The organism is Burkholderia sp. SR8 (assembly GCF_052851275.1).
Genome location: NZ_JAULUC010000020.1, coordinates 34062 through 51574 on the forward strand (window position 1 = coordinate 34062; position 17513 = coordinate 51574).

The 17513-nt window shown below is 68.4% G+C and carries 15 protein-coding genes; 2 read left to right on the top strand and 13 right to left on the bottom strand.

Translation table 11 applies throughout. The features are described 5' to 3' along the window. Positions 1-7 precede the first annotated feature (7 nt). The 5 genes from Q3A80_RS22945 to Q3A80_RS22965 all read right to left on the bottom strand — a co-directional run bounded on the left by Q3A80_RS22945 (position 8) and on the right by Q3A80_RS22965 (position 4403). The gene (locus Q3A80_RS22945) at positions 8-1369 is read right to left on the bottom strand and encodes a FecR domain-containing protein (RefSeq protein WP_446331159.1); all 1362 of its coding nucleotides are present in this window, start codon (positions 1367-1369) and stop codon (positions 8-10) included. Further along, the gene (locus Q3A80_RS22950; RefSeq protein ID WP_006402120.1) at positions 1366-2070 is read right to left on the bottom strand and encodes a response regulator transcription factor; all 705 of its coding nucleotides are present in this window, start codon (positions 2068-2070) and stop codon (positions 1366-1368) included. The genes Q3A80_RS22945 and Q3A80_RS22950 overlap by 4 nt, the downstream gene beginning before the upstream one ends. A 267-nt stretch (positions 2071-2337) precedes the next feature. Next, the gene (locus Q3A80_RS22955) at positions 2338-2820 is read right to left on the bottom strand and encodes a peptidase (RefSeq protein WP_446331160.1); all 483 of its coding nucleotides are present in this window, start codon (positions 2818-2820) and stop codon (positions 2338-2340) included. A gap of 236 nt (positions 2821-3056) precedes the next feature. Continuing rightward, a complete protein-coding gene (locus Q3A80_RS22960; protein WP_006753156.1) occupies positions 3057-3284 on the bottom strand; it encodes a sulfurtransferase TusA family protein in 228 nt (75 codons plus the stop codon). 183 nt (positions 3285-3467) lie between these two features. Further along, a complete protein-coding gene (locus Q3A80_RS22965; RefSeq protein WP_446331161.1) occupies positions 3468-4403 on the bottom strand; it encodes a LysR substrate-binding domain-containing protein in 936 nt (311 codons plus the stop codon). A gap of 110 nt (positions 4404-4513) precedes the next feature. On the opposite strand from Q3A80_RS22965, the gene Q3A80_RS22970 reads away from it, so the two are divergent. After that, positions 4514-6034, top strand: a complete 1521-nt coding sequence (locus Q3A80_RS22970; RefSeq protein WP_446331162.1) for a CoA-acylating methylmalonate-semialdehyde dehydrogenase — start codon at positions 4514-4516, stop codon at positions 6032-6034. A gap of 62 nt (positions 6035-6096) precedes the next feature. On the opposite strand, the gene Q3A80_RS22975 is transcribed toward Q3A80_RS22970, so the two are convergent. The 8 genes from Q3A80_RS22975 to Q3A80_RS23010 form a co-directional block, all read right to left on the bottom strand. Beyond that, positions 6097-6981: a MurR/RpiR family transcriptional regulator gene (locus tag Q3A80_RS22975; protein ID WP_446331163.1), complete on the bottom strand. Its 885-nt coding sequence runs from the start codon at positions 6979-6981 to the stop codon at positions 6097-6099. Positions 6982-7293: 312 nt separating this feature from the next. Beyond that, on the bottom strand, positions 7294-8466 hold the full coding sequence (locus Q3A80_RS22980) for a Gfo/Idh/MocA family protein (RefSeq protein ID WP_446331164.1): 1173 nt from the start codon (positions 8464-8466) through the stop codon (positions 7294-7296). A 66-nt stretch (positions 8467-8532) separates the two neighbouring features. Further along, on the bottom strand, positions 8533-9459 hold the full coding sequence (locus tag Q3A80_RS22985) for a TIM barrel protein (protein ID WP_446331165.1): 927 nt from the start codon (positions 9457-9459) through the stop codon (positions 8533-8535). 76 nt (positions 9460-9535) lie between these two features. Beyond that, on the bottom strand, positions 9536-10549 hold the full coding sequence (locus Q3A80_RS22990; protein WP_446331166.1) for a Gfo/Idh/MocA family protein: 1014 nt from the start codon (positions 10547-10549) through the stop codon (positions 9536-9538). 74 nt (positions 10550-10623) lie between these two features. Continuing rightward, positions 10624-11538: a sugar phosphate isomerase/epimerase family protein gene (locus tag Q3A80_RS22995; protein WP_446331167.1), complete on the bottom strand. Its 915-nt coding sequence runs from the start codon at positions 11536-11538 to the stop codon at positions 10624-10626. Between the two features lie 37 nt (positions 11539-11575). Beyond that, on the bottom strand, positions 11576-12601 hold the full coding sequence (locus Q3A80_RS23000; protein WP_446331238.1) for an ABC transporter permease: 1026 nt from the start codon (positions 12599-12601) through the stop codon (positions 11576-11578). 27 nt (positions 12602-12628) lie between these two features. Next, entirely contained in the window at positions 12629-14203 is a 1575-nt protein-coding gene (locus tag Q3A80_RS23005; RefSeq protein WP_446331168.1) for a sugar ABC transporter ATP-binding protein, read from the bottom strand. Between the two features lie 68 nt (positions 14204-14271). Next, on the bottom strand, positions 14272-15198 hold the full coding sequence (locus Q3A80_RS23010; protein WP_446331169.1) for a sugar ABC transporter substrate-binding protein: 927 nt from the start codon (positions 15196-15198) through the stop codon (positions 14272-14274). A gap of 308 nt (positions 15199-15506) precedes the next feature. Here Q3A80_RS23010 and Q3A80_RS23015 point away from each other — a divergent pair, with 308 nt between their 5' ends. After that, entirely contained in the window at positions 15507-17465 is a 1959-nt protein-coding gene (locus Q3A80_RS23015) for a bifunctional 5-dehydro-2-deoxygluconokinase/5-dehydro-2-deoxyphosphogluconate aldolase (protein ID WP_446331170.1), read from the top strand. The last annotated feature ends 48 nt before the right edge of the window (positions 17466-17513 follow it).

Here is a 17513-nt window from a genome sequence, read left to right on the forward strand (position 1 = left end):
CCGCGGGTCAGCGCGACAACGTGAACGCGCTGACCGGACTCGTCTTCTGATAGAACTTGCCGCCTTCGAATTCCTCGACCGTCACCGCCCAGTAATAGTCGCCCGGCGGCAGGTGCGCGACGGTGATCTTGCGCGACGGCAGGCCGACCTGGTCGACGACCGGCGCGCTCAGGTCCTTCGAGCGCGACAGCACGAACCGGTAGCGCGCATCCTTGCCCGCGCCGTTCGGCGACCAGCGGAACTCGTAGCCGCCCGCGCCTGGCGACGCGGTCGCGTCGAGCCCCATCTGGCGCCGCTCGAACGCATAGGTGCGCGGCATGCCTTCGAGGCCGTTCGCGTCGATCGCGGCGACCCGCACGAAGTACGTGCCGTTCGGCACGTCGCGGAACACCGCGCGCGACGAATCGGTACGCGTTTCGCGGAACAGGTCGAGCATCCCCGCGTCGTGCGCGAGCTGCAGCCGGTACGCGCGCGCATCGGCGAGCGGCGCGATGTCGAACGCGACGTCGGGCTCGTCCTGCACCTTGTCCGGATGCGTGAGCGCCGGTGCGGGCAGCAGCTGCACGGGCGCGCCGACCGCGCCGGACGACGTCGCGACGCTGCCGAAGCTCGCATGCACGAGCGTCGGAGCGGCCGGTTGCCGCTTGCCCGCGACGCCGACGGTGCCGTCGAGTACTTCGACGCGCGTCGCTTCGTTGCCGGCCGCATCGTAGTTCACGCGGAACCGCGTGCCGCGCACGCCGGCCACGACCGACGGCGAGCGGATCTGGAAGCGGTCGTCGCGCTTCTTCAGGTGGGTGACTTCGCTGTCGACCGAGCCGCGCGTGAGCTCGAACTCGCGATCGAGCGTGCCGGTCAGCACGGTGCGCCGCAGTTTCTTCAGGTCGAGCTGGCTGTCGGGCGGCAGGCTCATGTGCGTGCCGTCGGCCAGTTCGAGCGTCACGAAGCCGTTCGCGCCGGTGCGCACGCGATCGCCCTCGTTGAGCGTCGCATCGTTCGCGAGCGGCGCGTATGCATCACCGGACGCGCGCTCGGCCGAGCCCTGCACCGCGACGACGCGCGCGGTCAGCTTTTCCTTGCGCAGCCGCGCGACCGGCAGCTTCAGCGCGATGCCGGGCTGCAGATGCTTCGGCGCAGGCACGCCGTTGAGCTGCTGCAGCAGTTGCCAGTCGTCGGGGCCCTGCAGATAGCGTGCGGCGACGTCGTACAGCGTGTCGCCCGCCTGCGTGCGGTAGACGATCGTCTTGCCCGCGGCCGCGGGCGGCTGCGCGGCGGCCTGCTGCGCCGCGAACGCGAACGCCACCGCGCAGGCCGCGCCCAGTGCGGCCGTGCGCAAGCGTGCGCTGCGCGGCGTGATGCGCGCGCTCACTCCGGCTCTCCCTGGCCGACCCGCTCGAGCCGGTAGCCGTAACCGTAGATCGGCGCGAGGCGATAGCCGTTTTCCGGCCGCAGGCCGAGCTTCGTGCGCAGCATCGAGATGTGCGTGTCCATCGTGCGCGACGGAATGTCGGTCGCCTGCTTCCACACGAGATCGAGAATGTGCGCGCGCGACAGCGGCCGGTCGAGATGCTGGAACAGCAGCAGCGCGAGCTCGAATTCCTTCTGCGTGAGGCTCACGGCCTTGTCGCCGACGTACGCCTGCTTCAGGTTCACGTCGAAGCGGAACTGGTCGAACTCGCGAACGGTCGCCTCGGCGTTGACCGGATACGCGCGGCGCAGCAGCGAGCCGATGCGCGCGCGGAGGATCGGGCCCGACACGGGCTTGACCACGTAATCGTCGGCGCCGGCGTTGAGGATCTGCGTGATCCCCGCCTCGTCGTCGCGGCTCGTCATGAAGATGATCGGCAGGCTGTGCTCGGTCTGGTTCGCCCGCACCCACTTGAGCACTTCCTCGCCGGACATGTCCGGCACGTTCCAGTCGAGCACGAGCAGATCGAACGTCTCGCGCTGCAGACGCTTCTTCAGCGCCTTGCCTTCCTTGAACGCGTAACAGGTGTGGCCGGCGGCCGTCAGCGTTTGACTGACGAAATCCGTCTGGGCCGGATCGTCATCCAGTACAGCAATTCTCATAGCACCCCGCAAATCGAAATCGATTCGTCCAGTTCAGCTTCCCGCGCTCACACGCCGCGCGCCATGCGCCTGCGCAGCCCCGACAACGGCCGGCGAGCCGCCATTTGCCGCCCGCGCTACCTGCGCGGCGCGACGCCCCGGCAAATATCTCAAAAACGGGGCACGGACGAACCGGCGATTTCATCATAGTAGTATGAAATTCGCCAAGAAATTGCGCGGACTACGGTCCTTTATTCGAATAATCCTTCCCGTCGCGCGATCACACGCTTAATCGGCGTCCGCGATGCCGCGCACCGGCGCGGCAAAATCGCCCTCCGGCAACCGCCGCAGCGAGTCCGCCGGCGATGCGTCGGCCTGCGGCGACGCCGCCTGCCCCAGCGTGGGCTGCCCCAGCATGGGCTGCCCCAGCATCCGCTCCAGCTGGCCGCGCACGCGCTCCCATGCCGTCGCCGCATAGTCGGGCTGGGCCGCCGCCCACGCGTGGGCCAGATCGAACACGCGCCCGATCGTCGCCCCGCAATAGGTCACGCCCGCACCGTCGGTCCGCGCGGCGTCGCGCAGGCGTTCGTCGAGCGATTCGGCCAGCCACGGCATCTCGGCCGCCGCCGAATCGGCATACGCCTCCAGCGCGGCACGCGCGTGGCGATCCTGCTGCGGATCGAGTTCGATCCGGCTCAACCCGACCGTACGTGCGGCCATGATGCGTTCCGCCACGGACGGACTTCGAATGGTCCCTGGTCTGAAGGACATGTCCTCTCCCCGTTTGTACGACGGTAGCGTCGGACATGGCCCCCGTGCCCGCCTCGTATGACCTACCGTGGCCGGTGTATCCATCCGAGACGGACGACCGGCCGGGTCAGTATACGCAGCCGGCTGCGCGGCGAGGTTTAAGAATTGTCAGAGGCGTCGAAGCCTTGGGTGGCGCGGCGCAACCGCCTCGGGACCGGGCCCGGCGGCGTGCCGCGAGAGGCGCGTGATGCGGGCCGTCAGCGGCGGCGCATCAGGAACACGAACGTCTTGTCCTGGGTCGTCACTTCGACGATCTCGTTGCCCGTCTGCTTCGCGAACGCGGCGAAATCGCGCTGCGAGCCCGGGTCGGTCGCGAGCACCTTGAGGATCTGCCCGCTCTCCATATCGGCGAGCGCTTTCTTCGCGCGCAGGATCGGCAACGGGCAATTGAGCCCGCGCGCGTCCACTTCCTTGTGAATCTGCATCGGCTGTCGACCTTCGAATGACGCGCCACACGGGCGCGGGAGGAAGCGGCGATTTTACCGCAGCGCGGCGGCGGCTGCCCGCGCTGCCGCCGGCTGCGCCCGTGCGGCCCGGCTTGCGCGTACTTGGCCGTCAAGCGCCCTTCACGCCCCTTTTGCGCCAGCTTGGTGCCCCGTCACGCCCCGTCACGCGCCCGAGAAACCGCCTGCGAGCCGCTCGCGCAGATGGCGCACGAGCGCGCGCACCGCGCTCGGCACGACCGGGCTGTACGGCCGGATCGCGAAGATGTGGTCGCCGAACGCGCCGGACGGCCGCCAGCCGTCGAGCAGCGCGACGAGCCGGCCGGCATCGAGATCGCGCTGCGCGCTGAAATCCGGCAGCAGCGCGATGCCGAGCCCGCCGAGCGCGGCCTCGCGCATCGCCTCGCTGTTGTTCGCCGCGAAGCTGCCGCGCACCGGCACGCTGACGCGCTGGCGCCGCCGGCCGTCGGGCTCGAAGCTCCATGCGGCCGGCTCGTTGTCGCGCAGGTAGCACAGGCAGCTGTGGTCGACGAGCTCGCTCGGATGGCGCGGCGCGCCGCGCGCGTCGAGGTAGTCGCGGCTCGCGACCAGCAGCGAGCGCGTATCGCACAGCTTCCACGCGACGTGCGTCTGCGGCGCGGTGGTCGTGTGGCGGATCGCGAGATCGAAACCCTCCTGCGTCAGCGAATGCAGCCGGTCGGACAGGTCGAGCTCGATATGCACGCCCGGATGCTGCCGCAGGAAATCCGGCAGGTGCGGCACGATCTGCTGGCGCCCGAGCGCGACCGGCGCGGTCACGCGCAGCAACCCGCGCGGTTCGCCGGCCAGGTCCTTCACGCGCGCGAAGTGCTGGCCGATCGACTCGAACGCGTCGCGCGTGCTGTCGACCAACGTCTGGCCCGCATCGGTGAGCCGCACGCTGCGCGTCGTGCGCCGCACGAGCGGCACGCCGGCCGCCTTCTCGAGATCGGCGATGCGCTGGCTCATCGCGGCCTTGCTGATGCCGAGCCGCTGCGCGGCGGCCGTGAAACTGCCGGCCGCGGCGAGCACCGTCAGCGAATGGATATGCGGCCACAGCGCCTGGACATTTTGCTGATTCATTCACTGATTATTCAGAATTCTGAACAGTGAATCAAGCTGCGCGGCCTTCTCCCGCCCTGCCGCTTTGCCTAGACTAGGTTCCGTCCACCCCCTATCCCCAGGAGACACGCATGACCACGGTTCCCGCCTACACGTCCGATGCCGACGTCGGCCACTACATCGACGGCGCGCCCGTTGCCGGCCGCAGCGGCCGCTTCCAGGACGTGCTGAACCCGGCGCTCGGTCGCGCGGTGCGCCGCGTCGCGCTCGCCGGCAACGACGAAGTCGAACGGGCCGTCGCATCGGCCCACGCGGCGTTCCCGGCCTGGGCCGCGACGCCGCCGATCCGCCGCGCGCGCGTGCTGCACCGCTTCCTGCAGCTGATGAACGAGCATCGCGACACGCTCGCGGCGATCATCACGGCCGAGCACGGCAAGGTGTTTTCGGATGCGCAAGGCGAAGTCGCGCGCGGCATCGACATCATCGAATTCGCGTGCGGCGTGCCGCAACTGCTGAAGGGCGACTTCACCGACCAGGTCAGCACGGGCATCGACAACTGGACGATGCGCCAGCCGCTCGGCGTCGTCGCCGGCATCACGCCGTTCAACTTCCCGTGCATGGTGCCGTGCTGGATGTTCCCGGTCGCGCTCGCGACGGGCAACACGTTCGTGCTGAAGCCGAGCGAGCGCGACCCGTCGGCCGCGCTGTTCATCGCCGACCTGCTCACGCAGGCAGGCCTGCCCGCCGGCGTGTTCAACGTCGTGCAGGGCGACAAGGGCGCGGTCGATGCGCTCCTCGACCACCCGGACGTGCAGGCGGTCAGCTTCGTCGGCTCGACGCCGATCGCGGCGTACGTGCAGCAGCGCGCGGTGCAGTCGGGCAAGCGCGTGCAGGCGCTCGGCGGCGCGAAGAACCACCTCGTCGTGATGCCCGACGCAAACATCGAGCAGGCCGTCGACGCGCTGATCGGCGCCGCATACGGCTCGGCCGGCGAGCGCTGCATGGCGATCAGCATCGCGGTGCTGGTCGGCGACGTGGCCGACAAGATCGTGCCGGCGGTCGCCGAGCGCGCGCGCAAGCTGGTGATCGGCGACGGGATGTCGCCGGAAGTCGAGATGGGCCCGATCGTCACCGGCGAAGCGCTGAAGCGCATCGAAGGCTACATCGAGCAAGGCGTCAGCGAAGGCGCGCAACTGGTGGTCGACGGCCGCGGGCTGCGCGTGCCGGGCCGCGAGGAAGGCTTCTTCACCGGCGGCACGCTGTTCGATCACGTGCGCCCCGACATGCGCATCTACAAGGAAGAGATCTTCGGGCCGGTGCTCGGCTGCGTGCGCGTGAAGGACTTCGGCGAGGCGGTCGACCTGATCAACGCGCACGAATTCGGCAACGGCGTCGCGTGCTTCACGAGCGACGGCGGCATCGCGCGCGAATTCGCGCGGCGCATTCAGGTCGGCATGGTCGGCATCAACGTGCCGATTCCGGTGCCGATGGCCTGGCACGGCTTCGGCGGCTGGAAGAAGAGCCTGTTCGGCGACATGCATGCGTACGGCGAGGAAGGCGTGCGTTTCTATACGCGCCAGAAGTCGGTGATGCAGCGCTGGTCGTCGAGCATCGGCAAGGGCGCAGAGTTCGCGATGCCGACCGCGAAGTAACTGCGGTCGACAGCCGGCCGCCGGTGGAATGCACGGGCGGCCGGCGCATCGAAGGGCCGGCGTCAGCCGGCCTTCGTGCCGTGGGCGCCGTCGGAGGTCGGCAGGTACGACAGTTCGAGCCGGTACGCGAGCGCGACGAACAGGCTCTGCGCGAGGCCCATCGTCGCGGTCAGCGCGCGGAACCCGAACGTCGCGCTGTCCTGCACCATCAGCGTCACCTCGGCCTCCCGCGCGAGCGGGCTCATCCGGCTGTCGGTGATCGCGATCAGGCGCGCGCCGCGCTGCGCGGCCTGCTGCGCGACCTGCACCGTCTCTTCCGCATACGGCATGAACGAGATCACGATCATCACGTCGCCCTCGCGCACCGAGCGGATCTGGCCGAGATGCATGCTGCCGAGCGCGCTGAACAGGCCGATGCGCTTGTCGGTGTGCTGCAGCGCATAGTCGAGATAGACGGCGATCGGAAACGCGCGGCGCGAGCCGGCAATCCAGATCGCCTGCGTGTCGGCGAGCAGGTCGACGGCCTGTGCGAGCGCGTGCGGGTCGAGCGTCTGCCGCAGCTGCTGCATGCCCGCAATGCTGCCCTTGATGAATTCGTCGGCGATCTGCTCGGGCTGCAGGCTCGATTCGCCCGATTCGATCACGTCGCGCAGCCGCAGGTTGTACGCACGGCCCGGCGCGATCTGCTGCGCGAGCCCCTCGCGAAACAGCCGCTGCATCTCGGAGAAGCCGGAGAAGCCGAAATGCTTCGCGAACCGGACGACGGCCGACGGCTGCACGCCGCACGCCTCCGCGAGCGACTGGATGCCTTCCAGGCCCAGCTGGTCCCGATGCGTTTCCACGTGACGCGCAATCACCTTCAGGCGATTGCTGAGGCCGTCGTACTCCTGCGTCAGATGCTGCAGGAACGCCTCGACGGTGGCGGGTGGTTTGTCGGATGAACTCATCGGATAGCGCGAAGTTGACGGCCCCGATGCGCGCGCCGCCTGCGCGTGCGCCCGGGACTCTCCTGTGGACATGCATGAAGGGCGAATTTAATCACGTTTGCGGCGCCGCCCGCGCCGCATGCTCGCTCCCACGCGCTCGGTCATCACCTGCACATGCTCCACGGCCGGAATGGAAACGATTTTCCAACGCCGTCGCCGGGTCGTAAAGATTAGGGCGTCTACCGACGCCGATACCGATGCGGACGGCGACGGCGATGGCGCTCCTGGCCTGGCCATTCCGGGCCGCTGGCCGCCGCCGCGCGCCCTCGCCGCTCAACGATAGTCGACCCACACGCCGCCTGCATCGGCGGACCGCACGCAGTTCTCGACCCACCGCACGCCTTCGACGCCCGCATGGACGTCCGGAAAGCGGATGTGCTTCAACGCCTGCGCGTCGCCGCGATCGGCCGCGTCCATCGCGAGCGCGAAGCGCGCGTACAGGTTCGACCACGCTTCGAACAGCCCTTCCGGATGGCCGGCGCCGATGCGGTCCTCGCGCGTTGCGCCCGGATGCAGGTACGGCATCCCGCGATCGAGCACCTGCGCGGGCTGCCCCTGGATTTCGTAGCGCAACTGGTTCGGATGCTCGTCCCACCATTCGACGCTCGCCTTCGAACCGATCACGCGCACCTTCTGCCCGTGCATCGAGCCCGCGTTCACCGCGCTCGACCACACGTAGCCGATCGCGCCCGTGTCGTACTCCATGATCGTGAACGCGTTGTCCTCGAGCGGCGCGCGGCTCTTCACGAAGCTCTGCCGCGAGCACATCAGGCGCCTGATCTTCAGCTCCGGCGCCATCACTTCGGAGATGTACAGCGGATGCGTGCCGATGTCGCCGAGCACGTAGCTCGGCCCCGCGAACTTCGGATCGACGCGCCAGCGCGCGGCCGCACTCGCGGCTTCGACGCCGTCGCTGTGAAAGCCGTGCGCGAACTGCATCTGCACGATGCGGATCTCGCCGAGATCGCCGCGCGCGATCATTTCGCGCGCCTGCTCGATCATCTGGTGTCCGGAATAGCCGTACGCGACGCCGACGATGCGGCTCTTCTCGACCGACAGCCGCTGCAGTGCCTCGGCCTCCTCGGTCGTGAAGCACAGCGGCTTCTCGCACACGACGTGCAGCCCCGCGTTCAGCGCCGCGCGGCAGATTTCGAAGTGCGTGTTGTTCGGCGTCGCAATCGACACCGCGCGGATGCCGTCGGCGCGCTTCGCCTCGGCGTCGAACATCGTCCGGTAGTCGGGATAGCAGCGGTCGGCGTCGACACCGAGTTTCACGCCGAACTGCCGGCCGCGTTCGGCATCGATGTCGAACGCGCCGGCAACCAGCTGGAAGCTGCCGTCTCGCAATGCGGCCGACCGGTGGCTGTAGCCGATCTGGCTGCCAAGGCCGCCGCCGACCATGCCCCAGCGAATCGAATGTCCGAGCAGAATCTGTCCGTCGATCATGATTGTCGTGTTCCTGTCCGTGTTCAGGTGTTCAAAGCAAGTGCAGCGCGTCGAGCCGACGGTCGTTTACGCGAACCCGGCCGCTGCAAGAAACGCGCGGCTCGCCGCGACGTCGCGCAGGCTCGTGCCGGCATTGCGCGGATCGCGCTCCTGTTCGATCGTGATGTAGCCCGCATAGCCGATATCGTCGAGCGCGCGGCGGATCGCGCGGTAGTCGAGCACGCCGGTGCCGATCGGACACATCACGCCGCGCGCGCACGCCGCAAAGAACGCGATGTGCTCGCCCATCACCGCGTCGTACACCGCCGCGTCGATATCCTTGAAATGCACGTAGTCGAGCCGCGCCGCGTGACGGCGCAGCCACGTCTCGGGATCCATTCCCGAGTAGTACAGGTGGCCGGTGTCGAGACAGAGGCCGGCCGTGTCGGCCGCGATGTCGGCGACGATCCGGTCGATCTCGTCCGCGAACTCGATGTAGCCGCCCGCATGCGGATGGATCACCGCGCGCACGCCGAATTCGTCGCGCGCGATCGTCGCGATCTCGCGAATGTGGTCGACCATCCGCGCCCAGCGCTCGGCGCACAGGCGCGGCGCACGCTCGGCGTGGCCGGCCGCGTAGTCGCGTTCCTCGTGCCCCCAGTCCATCACGACCAGGTACGGCGCCGCGTAGCGCTGCCCGGGTTGCGTCGGCAGCTTCGGCAAGCGCGTGATCAGCGCGCAGATTTCGCGCGTCTGGCGCAGCAGGTTCGGCAGGTTCTCCGGCGACACCAGGTCGTCGAAGATCGTGCCGGCGGTAATGCTCAGGCGCTGCCGTTCGAGCTCCGCGCTCACCACGTCGAGCTCGAGCGGGATGTAGCCGTACGGGCCGAGCTCGATGCCCGAGTAGCCGGCCTGCGCGGCTTCGGCGAGCACGTGCCGCCACGGCGGCAGGTGCGGGTTCTTCACGTCGTCGACGCCCCAGCAGCACGGCGCGCAGCCAATCTTCATCGTCATGTCGTTCAGTCCGGCAGGAAAGCGGCGCGTGGCCGCGAGTGCGGCCGCATCGCCACGCGGCCCGGTGTCGGCCCGTTCAGCCGCGATAGAACGCCGGGCGTTCGGCCATCGCGATCGCCTCGGCCGCCCCGCTCTTCTGCGCGCGCACGCACGCGTCGGCCGCGACCGCCGCCGCGTAGCCGTCCCACGCGGACGGCCCGGTCAGCGCACCCTGCCGCACGCCGTCGATGAACGCCTGCAGCTCGACGTCGTACGACGCGATGAAGCGCTCCTTCCAGTCGGTCATGATCTCGACCGACTGCCGCGCCGCGTGCTTGAGGCCGACCGCGGGCGGATCGGGCAGCTTCGCGATGCCGTTCTCGCCGACCACCTCGCACTGGATGTCGTAGCCGTACTGGCAGTTCACGAAGATCTCGACGTCGATGCGCACGCCGCTCGCGGTTTCGAGCAGCACGATCTGCGGATCGGCGAGATGCGCGCTCGCACGGCGCGTCTTTTTCGGGTAGACGACCTGCGCGCTCGTGTAGTCCTCGCCGAGCAGCCAGCGCAGCACGTCGAGCTCGTGGATCAGCGTGTCGGTGATCGCCATGTCGGTCGTATAGCGCTCGCCGACCGACTGGTTGCGGTGCGCGCAATGCAGCATCAGCGGCGCGCCGATCCCGCCGCTGTCGAGCACGCGCTTGAGCGCCCGATAGCCTTCGTCGTACGGCCGCATGAAGCCGACCTGCACGAGCCGGCGGCCGTGCGCGACCTCGGCCTCGACGATGCGCATGCAGCCTTCGGCCGTCACCGCGAGCGGCTTCTCGCAGAACACCGGCTTGCCGTGCGCGATCGCGTCGAGCACGAACGCTTCGTGCGTCGGCCCCCACGACGTGACGAGCACGGCCTGCACGTCGGCGGCCGCGACCACTTCGTGGCCGTCGCCGTAGATTTCGGCGTCGAGCCCGTACTTCGTCACCGCGTCGCGCGCCTGCTGCGGGTCGATGTCGTTGACGGCCACCACGCGCGCGCCGGACAGCGTGCGCGTGAGCCTGCGGATATGGTCCTGGCCGATCGCGCCGCAGCCGATCACGCCGATTTGCAAGGTCATCCGGATATCTCCAGTCTTTCGTTCATCAGCGGCGCGGCCCGTGCCGCGCCGGTCGGCAATGCTTCGACGGCGAGTCAGCGCGCGGCCGCCCGCTCGAAATGGCGCTCGATGTAGCGCTGGATCGTGTCGCGCATGTAGCGCGACGATGCTTCCGCGCGGTCCTCCCACGCGAACACGCACGACGACATCACGCCGTCGAAGCCGGCGCTGCCGAGCGCGCGGAAAAACACGTCCCAGTCGATCTCGCCCTGCCCGATGTCGAGATGCTGGTGCACGCGGATCTGGTTCAAGCCGGGCGGGTTCACGATGTAGCGCAGCTGGCTGCTCTTGCGGTGGTCGAAGGTATCGGCCACACGCACGTGCGCGAGAATCGGCGCGGCCTGCGCGATCATCGCGGCCATGTCGTCGCCGTAATAGAACGTGTGCGGCGCGATGTACGACAGCTTCAGCGCCGGCGAGCCGATGTTCGTGACGATGTCGATGGCCGGCTGCAGCTGCTCGATCCAGTCCTCCGGATGCGGCTCGACCGACAGCACGATGCGTTCGCGCTCGAGGATCGGCAGCAGCTCGTCCATCGAACGGAACCACGCGGCTTCGCACAGCTCCTTCGGATTCGCGCCCGGCCGCTCGCCGACCGAGCGCTCCGGCGACGCGCCGCGCCCGAATTCGGACACCATCAGCGGGCATTCCATCTCGAGCGCGACCTCGATCGCCTTCTTCCAGCAGCGCACCGCCCACTGCCGCTCGTCTTCGAACGGGCTGGCCCAGCGGTACATCGGCTGCAGCGACGCAAGGCCGACGCCGCTTGCGCGCAGCGCGTGCCGGAACGCGGTCATGCGCTCGCGCGTCGCGCGCGGCATCACCCACCAGTCGAGAAAGTCGCTGCGCGGCGACAGCTCGATCTGGTCGTAGCCGAGCTCGGCGACCGCGTGCGGCAGCCGGTCGAGCGGCAGGTGACGAATCATGTAGGGATCCAGAGCGATCTTCATGTTCTTCCCGGACGATTGCGTGTTCGGTCGCGGCGAGTCAGCGGCGCGACTTCTTGTTGCGATACTGGTCGGCGATCACGGCCGCGACGATGATCGCGCCCTTGACCATCTCCTGGTAGTACGCGTCGATCCGGATGAACGTGAAGCCCGACGTCATCACGCCGAGGATCAGCACGCCGATCACGGTGCCCGTCACGCGTCCGAGGCCGCCCGACAGCGACGTGCCGCCGATCACGACCGCCGCGATCGCGTCGAGCTCGTACATCACGCCCATGCCCGACTGGCCGGAGATCGCCCGCGCGGCCGTCACGGTGCCGGCGATCCCGCTCAGCAGGCCAGCGATCGCATAGACGAACACCAGGTGGCGCGTCACGTTGATGCCCGACACGACGGCCGCGTGGCGATTCGCGCCGATCGCATAGGTGTACTTGCCGAAGCGCGTGTAGCGCAGCACGACGTGGAAGATCGCGGCCACCACCACGAAGATGATCACCGGATTCGCGCCCGCGCCGATCGCCGCGAACTGGTCGGTCAGCATCGACACCGGCATCCCGTTGGTGAACCACTTCGCGAAACCGCGCGCGGCGACCATCGTGCCGAGCGTCGCGATGAACGGCGGGATGCCCGTCATCGCGATCAGCGAGCCGTTCAGCAGGCCGACCAGCAGCCCCACGCACACGCCGGCCAGCACCGGCCAGATCACCGGCAGGTCGGTCAGGTGCGGAAACACCGCGCGCGGAAAGTCGGACACCTGCGCGAGGCTGGCCGATACGACGGCCGCCGCGGCGACGACCGACCCCGACGACAGGTCGATGCCGCTCGTGATGATCACGAGGTTCACGCCGACCGCGATGATGCCGATCACGGCCATCTGCAGCACGATGATCTCGAGCCGCTCCGCATTGAACAGGAAGCTCTGGCCGACGACGAGCCAGCCGATCACCTCGAAGAACAGGCTGATGCCCACCAGCACCATGAAGATGCTCAGTTCGGGCGGCCACTTCGCATGCCGCGTCTTGATCGTCATGGACTGCGCGTCCGCGACCGGATTGAGGTTGCCCATTTCAGTTGTCTCCATGCTTGTTGCGGCTCAGCGCGACGCCAGATCCATGATGCGGACCTGGTCGGCGTCCTTGCGTTCGACGATGCCGGTCATCCGGCCTTCGTGCATCACCATCACGCGATCGCTCATGCCGAGCACCTCCGGCATCTCCGACGAGATCATCAGCACCGCGACGCCCTTGCCGGCGAGCGCGCTGACGAGCCGGTGAATCTCGGCCTTCGCGCCGACGTCGATCCCGCGCGTCGGCTCGTCGAGGATCAGGATGCGCGGTTGCGTGAGCAACCATCGGCCGATCAGCACCTTCTGCTGGTTGCCGCCCGACAGGTTCTGGATTTCCTCGTGCAGGCCGGGCGTCTTCACGCGCAGCATCCGGCTCATTTCCTCGCAGTCGCGCTTCAACTGCGCGTGCTGCACGAAATTGAACTTCACGTAGCGGTTGCTGAGCACCGCCGCTTCCATGTTCGCGAGCAGGTCGAGGTTCAGGAAGCAGCCGGTGTCCTTGCGGTCTTCGGTGAGGAACGCCATCCCGTGCTTCATCGCCTGCGCGGGCGTGGAAATGCGCACCGGCTTGCCGTCGATCAGGATCTCGCCGGACGTGGCCGGCACGACGCCGAACAGCGCCTCCGCGACGTTCGAGCGCCCCGAGCCGACGAGCCCCGCGACGCCGAGAATCTCGCCCGCGCGCAGCTCGAAGCTGACGTCGCGGAACACGCCGTCGACGCCGAGATTCTTCACGGCGAGCACGACGTCGCCGATCGGCACCTCTTCCTTCGGAAACATCTGCGTGATCTCGCGGCCGACCATCATCCGGATGATGTCGTCGCGCGTGACGTCGGTCGACGCATGCGTGCCGATGTACTTGCCGTCGCGGAACACCGAGAACTCGTCGGCGATCTCGAACAGCTCGTTCATCTTGTGCGTGATGTAGACGATGCCCTTGCCCTGCTCGCGCAGCTGGCGAATGATCCGGAACAGGTGCGTGACTTCCTTCTCGGTCAGCGCGGAAGTCGGCTCGTCCATGATCAGCACGTCGGAGTCGAACGACACGGCCTTCGCGATCTCGACCATCTGGCGGCTCGCGACCGTCAGCGTGCGCACGTCGGCTTCCGGATCGATGTCGATCGACAGCCGCTCGAACAGCGCGGCGGTGCGGCGGCGCAGCTCCGCGTGATCGATCAGGCCGAAGCGGTTCTTCGGTTCGCGGCGAATCCAGATGTTCTCCGCGACCGTCATGTACGGCATCAGGTTGAGTTCCTGGTGGATCATCGCGATCCCGCGATCGAGCGCGTCGAGCGGGCCGTTCAGCACGACGGGCTCGCCGTTGATCAGGATCTCGCCCTGGTCGGGCGTGTAGACGCCGGCGATGATCTTCATCAGCGTCGATTTGCCGGCGCCGTTCTCGCCCATCAGCGCATGCACGGTGCCGCGGCGCACGCGGAACTGCACGCCGTCGAGCGCGACGACGCCGGGAAACGACTTGCCGACGCCGCGCACCTCGAGCAGGCAATCGGCGGCGGGCACGCCGGACGAACCGGGCGCGGCGGACGAAGCGGCCGGCGCGCTTTCGCTGGCCATCGAGCGCGCCATCCTGGCTGTAAACATGGACGTTCCTCGAAAGTCTCACGCGAGCCCGGTCGCGCCGGGCCCGCGCAGTTCAGCGGAAAAACCGGTCAGTGCTTCGCGTACTGGTTCATGTTCTCCGGCGTGACGAGCTCGAACGGCACGTTCACGTAGCGGTCGACCGGCTGCTTCTTCGCGAGCTTCAGCGCGGTCGCGACGGCCTGTGCGCCCTGCCCGGACGCGTTCTGATAGACGGACACCTTCAGGTCGCCGCTCTTCATCGCGGCGAGCCCGTCCGGCGTCGCGTCGATGCCCGCGACGACCGTCTTCGGCGTCAGCTTGCGCGCAGCCTTCAGCGCGTTGATCGCGCCGATCGCCATCTCGTCGTTGTTCGAGATGATCGCGTCGAACTTCGTGCCGGAACTCAGCCAGTTCATCGTGATGTCCTGCCCTTGCGTGCGGCTCCACTTGCCTTCGCGCTTGTCGACGATCTTCATGCCGGAGCAGTCCTTCGTCGCGATCACGTCCTCGATGTCCTTCGTGCGCGCGCGCGCCGACTCGTTCGACAGCTCGCCCATCAGCACGAGGATGTCGCCCTTGCCGCCGAGCAGCTTGCACACCTGGCGCGCCTGCAGCGTGCCCGACTGCTTCTCGTCGGACGCGACCACCGCGACGCCGGCCGGCAGCTTGTCGAAATCGACGGGCTTGCGGTTCACGTAGACGAGCGGGATCTTCGCGGCGGTCACCATCTTGGTGATCTTCGGCGTCGCGTCGGTATCGACCGCATTCACGATGATCGCGTCCACCTTCTGCGCGATCATGTTCTGGACCTGGCTCAACTGCTTGCCGACGTCGTTGCCGCCGTCCTCGATCTGCACGGTCGCGCCGTCCTTCTTCGCGGAATCGGCGATGCTGTTGCGCAGGATCGTCAGGAACGTGTCGTCGAACGATGCCATCGTCACGCCGATCTTCTCGGCATGCGCGAGCGGCATGGCCAGGATCGCGGCGGCCGCGGCGGCCATCAGCTTGGTCTTCATGATCACTCTGTCTCCTCATCTCCGGGGGGCGGAAAACGGCGCTTTGCGCGCCGCCGGCGCCGAGTCCGATACGGACTGAAGCATCCGGATGAAACTGTAGATCACTTCCTCGAAAATTTGGAAATTTATTTCTACGTGATTTCACCTAGGGAACTGGATTTCCAAAACGCCTAGACTGCGTTCCGTAGCCCGATTCGTTGCGGCAGGCGCGTGTGCGTCGTGCCGCGCAGGTGACGAAGCATCGTCGCCGGATCGGTCCCCCAATCCGCCGGCAACGCCGACCGCCGGCCGCGAGCGTGATACGTGATATGAGCCCGTTGAACTTTCCGACTGACCGCCCCATCGATCTCGCCTGCCTCGGCCGCGTCGCCGTGGACCTCTACGCGCAGCAGTACGGCAGCCGCCTGGAGGATGCGCGCAGCTTCCAGATGTACCTCGGCGGCTCGTCGGGCAACGTCGCGTTCGGCGTCGCCCGGCTCGGGCTGAAGACCGCGATGATTTCGCGCGTCGGCGACGAGCAGATGGGCCGCTTCGTGCGCGAGACGCTCGAGCGCGAAGGCTGCGACACGAGCCAGCTGCAGGCCGACCCGGAGCGCCAGACCGCGCTCGTGCTGCTCGGGCTGAAGGATCGCGACACGTTCCCGCTGCTGTTCGTGCGCGAGAACTGCGCGGACATGGCCGTGCGCGCCGACGAGATCCGCGAGGACTTCATCGCCGGCTGCCGCGCGCTCGCGATCACCGGGACCCACCTGTCGACGCCGGCCACCCGCGAAGCGTCGCTGACCGCGCTCGGCTACGCGCGCCGCCACGGTGTCGTGCGGATTCTCGACATCGACTACCGGCCGGTGCTGTGGGGGCTGACCGCGCGCGGCGCGGGCGAGAACCGTTACGTGCCGGATGCGCAGGTCACGCGCCAGTTGCAGCAGGTGCTCGGCGAGTTCGACCTGCTGGTCGGCACCGAGGAGGAATTCCTGATCGCGGGCGGCGTGCCGCACGACCTGATCGCGTCGCTGCAGGCCGTGCGCCGGGCGAGCAACGCGGTGCTGGTGGTCAAGCGCGGCGCGCTCGGCTGCTGCGTGATCGAGCGCGACATCCCCGCGCGCATCGAAGACGCGCAGACCTTCCACGGCGAACGCGTCGAAGTGCTGAACGTGCTCGGCGCGGGCGACGCATTCCTGTCGGGCCTGCTGTCCGGGCTGCTGCGCGGGCGCGACTGGGCCGAAGCGACGCGGATCGCAAATGCGTGCGGCGCGATCGTCGTGTCGCGCCACGCGTGTTCGGCCGCGATGCCGACGCCGGCCGAGCTCGCGCACTGGTTCGGCGGCAGCCGCAATCCGCAGGTCGACGCCGATCGCACGCTCGCGCACCTGCATCGCGTGACGGTACCGCGCCGCGAATGGAACGACCTGTGCGTGATGGCGTTCGACCATCGCAGCCAGTTCTACGAGCTCGCCGTGCAGGCCGGCGCGGACGAAGCGCGGATCAAGACGCTCAAGCGCCTGCTCGTGCGTGCGGCCGAACAGGTCGAGCGCGATCGCCATATCGAAGGCCACGTCGGCGTGCTCGTCGACGGCGGCGCGTACGGCCGCGACGCGCTCGCGTCGGCCACCGGCCGCGGCTGGTGGGTCGGCCGCCCGGTCGAGCTGCCGGGCTCGCGTCCGCTCTGCTTCGACGACACGCGCTCGGTCGGCTCGTCGCTCACGCACTGGCCGACCGAACAGGTGGTGAAGTGCCTCGTGCACTACCACCCGGACGACGACGTCGACCTGCGCGTCGCGCAGGAGCAGCGCGTGCTGGAGCTGTGGGAAGCGACGCGGGCGAGCGGCAACGAGCTGCTGCTCGAAATCATTCCGCCGCGCGCGGTCACGCCGGCCGGCACCGAGGACGACGCGGTGCTGCGCACGGTCGCCCGCTTCTACAACCTCGGCGTGATGCCCGAGTGGTGGAAGCTCGCGCCGATGAGCGCCGACGGCTGGGCGCGGCTCGAGACGCTCGTGGCCGAGCGCGATCCGCACTGCCGCGGCGCCGTGATCCTCGGGCTGAACCAGCCGCTGCAGTATCTCGTCGACAGCTTCCGCTCGGCGACGAACCCGATCGTCAAGGGCTTCATGGTCGGGCGCACGCTGTGGGCCGACGCGTCGCTGAAATGGCTCGCCGGCCGGATCGACGACCAGGCGCTGATCGACGAAGTCGCCGGCAATTTCGCGCAGCTGGTCGATGCGTGGCTCGGCCGCCGTGCCGCGGCACGTGCCGTTGCCGCCGCGTGATGCCTGCCGCGCAATGCCCGTGTCCGTGACGACTCCCCGACTCTTCCT

What these genes read in the sequence shown, in the direction of transcription:
- Q3A80_RS22950 (WP_006402120.1), bottom strand. Translation starts at nt 2,070, where the DNA reads ATGAGAATTGCTGTACTGGATGACGATCCGGCCCAGACGGATTTCGTC.
- Q3A80_RS22955 (WP_446331160.1), bottom strand. Translation starts at nt 2,820, where the DNA reads ATGTCCTTCAGACCAGGGACCATTCGAAGTCCGTCCGTGGCGGAACGC.
- Q3A80_RS22960 (WP_006753156.1), bottom strand. Translation starts at nt 3,284, where the DNA reads ATGCAGATTCACAAGGAAGTGGACGCGCGCGGGCTCAATTGCCCGTTG.
- Q3A80_RS22965 (WP_446331161.1), bottom strand. Translation starts at nt 4,403, where the DNA reads ATGAATCAGCAAAATGTCCAGGCGCTGTGGCCGCATATCCATTCGCTG.
- Q3A80_RS22970 (WP_446331162.1), top strand. Translation starts at nt 4,514, where the DNA reads ATGACCACGGTTCCCGCCTACACGTCCGATGCCGACGTCGGCCACTAC.
- Q3A80_RS22975 (WP_446331163.1), bottom strand. Translation starts at nt 6,981, where the DNA reads ATGAGTTCATCCGACAAACCACCCGCCACCGTCGAGGCGTTCCTGCAG.
- Q3A80_RS22980 (WP_446331164.1), bottom strand. Translation starts at nt 8,466, where the DNA reads ATGATCGACGGACAGATTCTGCTCGGACATTCGATTCGCTGGGGCATG.
- Q3A80_RS22985 (WP_446331165.1), bottom strand. Translation starts at nt 9,459, where the DNA reads ATGACGATGAAGATTGGCTGCGCGCCGTGCTGCTGGGGCGTCGACGAC.
- Q3A80_RS22990 (WP_446331166.1), bottom strand. Translation starts at nt 10,549, where the DNA reads ATGACCTTGCAAATCGGCGTGATCGGCTGCGGCGCGATCGGCCAGGAC.
- Q3A80_RS22995 (WP_446331167.1), bottom strand. Translation starts at nt 11,538, where the DNA reads ATGAAGATCGCTCTGGATCCCTACATGATTCGTCACCTGCCGCTCGAC.
- Q3A80_RS23000 (WP_446331238.1), bottom strand. Translation starts at nt 12,601, where the DNA reads ATGGGCAACCTCAATCCGGTCGCGGACGCGCAGTCCATGACGATCAAG.
- Q3A80_RS23005 (WP_446331168.1), bottom strand. Translation starts at nt 14,203, where the DNA reads ATGTTTACAGCCAGGATGGCGCGCTCGATGGCCAGCGAAAGCGCGCCG.
- Q3A80_RS23010 (WP_446331169.1), bottom strand. Translation starts at nt 15,198, where the DNA reads ATGAAGACCAAGCTGATGGCCGCCGCGGCCGCCGCGATCCTGGCCATG.
- Q3A80_RS23015 (WP_446331170.1), top strand. Translation starts at nt 15,507, where the DNA reads ATGAGCCCGTTGAACTTTCCGACTGACCGCCCCATCGATCTCGCCTGC.